This window comes from Roseisolibacter sp. H3M3-2 (assembly GCF_029211165.1).
In the GTDB taxonomy this organism is placed as follows: domain Bacteria; phylum Gemmatimonadota; class Gemmatimonadetes; order Gemmatimonadales; family Gemmatimonadaceae; genus Roseisolibacter.
This window is the reverse complement of record NZ_JARGEK010000369.1, coordinates 1-4,655: the sequence shown is the minus strand read 5'-3', so window position 1 is coordinate 4,655 and position 4,655 is coordinate 1. Positions and strand designations below refer to the sequence as shown.

Sequence of the window (4,655 nt, the reverse complement as noted above, 5' to 3'; positions counted from 1 at the left end):
GCGAACGCGCGCCGCACCAGGTCGAGCGCGTGCGCCAGCGCGCGGCGCCCGACCGCGGGGTGGCGGTACGCGACCACCACCGTGTACGCCCCGGCGCGCGCGCCGCCCCGCGCCCGCCCGTAGCCGACGTCGTGCCCCGCCATCTCCTGCAGCGCCAGCGCCGCGTGCTCGACGATGTGCGGCGCGTACGTCCCGCGCGCCAGCCGCTGCAGGAACCCGCCCGCGGTGCCCACGCTGCACGCGTGCAGCGCCAGCGGCGGCAGCGCCTCCACCAGCGCCTCCGACACGCCCGGCAGCTCGGCGGACGAGAGCTCGTCGTACGCGCCGACCTCCAGCTCGAGGCGGGCCAGCGGGCGCATCGCCCAGTAGTTCGGGCCGCGGATCAGGCGCAGCGCGGTCGCGCGCAGCTCCGCGTGCGGGTCGGGGGCGACGGCCGCGCTCACCCGATCGCCCCCGCGCGGCGCACCCGGTCCAGCACCCCGCGCACGTCGTCGGCGAGCACCACGCCCAGGTCCCCCGCCTGCAGCCGCGCCAGCAGCCCGTCGACCGCGGCGCCCTCGTCGTCGATCTCCTCGACCGCGGCGTCGGCGAGCCCGCCCGCGCGCAGCCCCTCGCGCAGCAGCGCGGCGATCGCGCCCGGCTCGCGCCCGCGCCGGTCGTCGTCCTCCTTGAGGATCACCGCGTCGAACGACGCGCACAGCCGCCCGACCTCGCGCAGGTCCTCGTCGCGGCGGTCGCCGGGCGCCGTGACCACGGCCAGCCGCCGCGCCGCCGGCATGCGCGTCACCATGTCGACCAGCCCCGCCACCGCGGCCGGGTTGTGCGCGTAGTCCACCAGCACGCGCGCCCCCGCCGCCGCGCCGCGCGACAGCCGCAGCACGTTCAGCCGCCCCGGCGTCAGCGCCGGCGACGGGAAGAACGACAGCAGCCCGGCGCGGATGTCGTCGTAGCGCATCCCCTGCACGTACGCCGCCGCGATGGCGGCCAGCACGTTGACGCGCTGGAAGCGCGCGGCGCCGCCGAGCAGCAGCGGCACCTCGTCGACGGCGGCGATCGGGATGCGGAGCCGCCCCTTCCGCAGCACGAACGTCTCGCCGCTCGCCGAGGCCACGCCGGGCGCGCCGCCGTAGGCCGCCGCGCGCGCGTCGCCGGCCGCCGCGTCGTCGGCCGCGTACTCGACGCGCGCCACGATCCCGCCGCGCGCCAGGTGCTCCTCGACGACCGGGTTGGTCCCCGCCGGCGCGACGCTGAGCAGCACCACGTCGCCGCCGGTGCGCTCGCGCATCGCCGCCACCAGCGGGTCGTCGGCGTTGAGCACCGCGTGCCCCTCGCGCCGCACCACCGCCGGGATCACGCTCTTCACCTCGGCGAGCTGCTCCAGCGTGTGGATCCCGCGCAGCCCGAGGTGGTCGGCGGTCACGTTGAGCACCACGCCGACGTCGCACTCCTCCCACCCGAGCCCCGCGCGCAGCAGCCCGCCGCGCGCCGTCTCGAGCACCGCCACGTCGACCGTCGGGTTGGAGAGGATGATGTTGGCCGCGAACGGCCCCGTCATGTCCCCCTCCATCACCAGCCGGTTCTGCAGGTACACGCCGTCGGTGGTGGTGAAGCCGACCGTCTTGCCGGTGTGGCGGAAGAGGTGCGCGATCAGCCGCACCGTCGTCGTCTTGCCGTTGGTGCCCGTCACCGCGAGCACCGGGATCTCGGTCTCGGTCCCCGGCGGGTAGAGCAGGTCGACGATCGGCGCCGCGACGTTGCGCGGCTTCCCCTCGGCCGGGTGCGTGTGCATCCGGATCCCGGGCGACGCGTTGACCTCGATGATCACCGCGCCGTTCTCGCGGAACGGGACCGACACGTCGTCGGTGAGCACGTCGATCCCCGCCACGTCGAGCCCCACCGCGCCGGCGGCCATCTCGCACGCCGTCACGTTGTCGGGATGCATCTCGTCGGTGCGGTCGATCGAGGTGCCGCCGGTCGACAGGTTCGCGGTCGCGCGCAGGAAGACCGTCTCGCCGGCCGCCGGCACGGTGTCGAGCGTGCGCGCGCCGCGCGCGAGGAACGCGACGGTCGTGTCGTCCTCCGGCAGCCGCGTCAGGATCTTGTCGTGCCCCTGCCCGCGCCGCGGGTCGGCGTTCGCCTCGGCGATCAGCGCGCGCACCGTCCGCGCGCCGTCGCCCACCACGTGCGCCGGCACGCGCTCGGCGCACGCCACCATCCTCCCGCCGACCACCAGCACGCGGTGGTCGCGCCCCGTCGCGAAGCGCTCGACGAGGACGTGGCGCCCGCCGCGCGCCGCCCCGACCGCCGCCGCCCACGCGCGGCGCACCCCGTCGGCGTCGTCGAGGCGCGGCGAGATCCCGTCGCCGTGGCTGGCGTCGAGCGGCTTGAGGAGCACCGGGTAGCCGACCGACGCCGCGATCTCGACCGCCTCGTCCTCGTCGCGCGCCACGCCCCCCTGCGGCACCGGGAGCCCGATGTTGCCGAGCACGCGCTTCGTGTCGTCCTTGTCCTGCGCCAGCTCGACGGCGATCGCGCTCGTGAGGTCGGTCATCGTCGCCTGGATGCGCCGCAGGTGGCGCCCGAGCCCGAGCTGCACGAGCGAGCCCGAGTTGAGCCGCCGCACCGGGATCCCGCGCCGCCGCGCCTCCTCCACCACCGCCGACGTGGAGGGCCCGAGCCGCACCCGCTCGGCGCGCGCGTGCAGGCGCCCGACCGTCTCGCGCACGTCCGCCGCGAGCGCGTCGGCCGGCGTGCCCGCGAGCGCGGCGCGGACCACGCGCACCGCGTCGCGCATCGCCTGCAGCCCGACCTCCTCGTGCTCGTAGGCGACGATCACCCACCACACCCCCTCGTCGCCCGACGGCACCACGCGGCCGAAGCGCACGTCGCTCCCCGCCAGCGCCTGCAGCTCCAGCGCGAGGTGCTCCAGCACGTGCGGCAGGTGCGTCCCCTCGCGCAGCCGCTCGACGAAGCCGCCCGTCGCCCCGCGCGAGCACGGGTGCTCGTGCAGCGTCGGCATGGCCGTCACCAGCGCCTCGGTGAAGCCGGGGACGTCGGCGCTGGTGACCTGCTCCAGCGCGCCCAGGCGCACGTCGCAGGCGATGACCGGCGCGAGCCGCCAGTAGTTCGGGCCGCGAAGCGCGCGGATCGCGCTGGCCTGCAGCGCCTCGGGGTCGACGGCCGGGCGCGGGGGCGCGGCGTCGGCGTGCGCGTCGGCGCGCGCCACGACCGGCCGTGGGACGGAGGCGTCGCGCGCGTCGGCGAGCCGTCGGCTCTGGCCGGCGCGGGGCGGGTCGGGATGGTCGGGCGTCGGGTGCGACATGGGGCGCCTGGGAAGCGGCCGCGCCGCGCTGCGCGACGACGGCCGGGGCCGCAGTGCGCAACAGGCGTGCACACGACGCGCGCGGCGGGCTGCGGATTGCGGGCTGCGGGTTCCCGATCCGCAGCCCGCAGCCCGCCGCGCCCTACTGGATGATCTGCTCCCCCAGCTGCACGTTCACCGTCTGCGTCGCCGTGGAGCCGCGCCGCACGAACTGCACGCGCACCGTCGCGCCGGCGCCGGCCGCGCGCAGGATGCGGCGCAGGTCGCCCCCCTGCTCGACCGCCGATCCGTTGATGTTCGTGATGATGTCGCCCGCCCGCAGCCCCGCGCGCGCGGCTCCCGTTCCCGCCTCGACCTCGTAGACGAGCACGCCCTCGCGCACCGGGAGGCCGAGCTGCTGGGCCAGCGGCGGCGTCACGTCGACCGGGAGGATGCCGAGGATGGCGCGCCGCACCCGGCCGGTGGCGATCAGCTGGTCGGCGATGTTGCGCGCGAGGTTGATCGGGATGGCGAAGCCGAGCCCGGTCGCGCTGGGGATGATCGCGGTGTTGATCCCGATGACGCGCCCCTGCGAGTCGAGGAGCGGCCCCCCCGAGTTGCCGGGGTTGATGGCGGCGTCGGTCTGGATCAGCGCCTCGAGCGTCGCGCCGCGGATCGAGCGGTTGAGCGCCGAGACGACGCCCGTCGTCACCGAGCGCTCGTAGCCGAGCGGGTTGCCGATCGCGATCGCCGTCTGGCCGGGCTGCAGCCGGTCGGAGTCGCCCTCGGGGACCACGGCGAGGTTCGCCGCCTGGATGCGCACGACGGCGACGTCCACCGTCGGGTCGCGGCCGAGCACCTGCCCCTGGAGGCGGCGCCCGTCGGCGAGGGTGATCTGCACGGCGCGCGACTCGCCGACGACGTGCGCGTTGGTGAGGATGATCCCGTCGCGGCGCACGACGACGCCCGACCCCGAGCCCCCGTCGCGCTCGACGAGCACGACGCCGGGGGAGGCCTGCTGCGCGACGCGGATGATCGTCGCCTCGTCGCTCCCCGGCTGCGCGGCGATCGCCGCCGGCGCCGGCTGCGTGCCGGCCGCCAGCTGCAGCGCCGACGCCCGCGCGGCCGCCCCCTCCCCCCGCCAGGCGCGCGCGAGCCGCTCGCCCCCGGTCACCCCGATCCCGATCCCCACGCCCAGCGCCACCGCGAGCGCCAGCATGCCGGCCGTACCGCGACGCATCTTCGAGCTCCTCACTGTTCGAGTCTCCGTGTAGGGGGCAGGAAGCGTGCGCGGGGGACACCTGCGACCTGCGACCTGCGACCTGCGACCTGCGACCTGCGACCTGCGACCTGC

At 76.8% G+C, this 4,655-nt stretch carries 2 protein-coding genes and 1 pseudogene; all 3 read right to left on the bottom strand.

Features of this window, described 5'->3' with window-relative positions; genetic code table 11:
• Positions 1-443 (bottom strand): annotated as a pseudogene (locus PYV61_RS21240) (cyanophycin synthetase); the annotation flags it as partial.
• On the bottom strand, positions 440-3,322 hold the full coding sequence (gene cphA, locus PYV61_RS21235; protein ID WP_275835404.1) for a cyanophycin synthetase: 2,883 nt from the start codon (positions 3,320-3,322) through the stop codon (positions 440-442). The gene cphA and the pseudogene PYV61_RS21240, both read right to left, overlap by 4 nt.
• Positions 3,323-3,464: 142 nt before the next feature.
• The gene (locus tag PYV61_RS21230) at positions 3,465-4,541 is read right to left on the bottom strand and encodes a trypsin-like peptidase domain-containing protein (RefSeq protein ID WP_275835402.1); all 1,077 of its coding nucleotides are present in this window, start codon (positions 4,539-4,541) and stop codon (positions 3,465-3,467) included.
• Positions 4,542-4,655 lie beyond the last annotated feature (114 nt).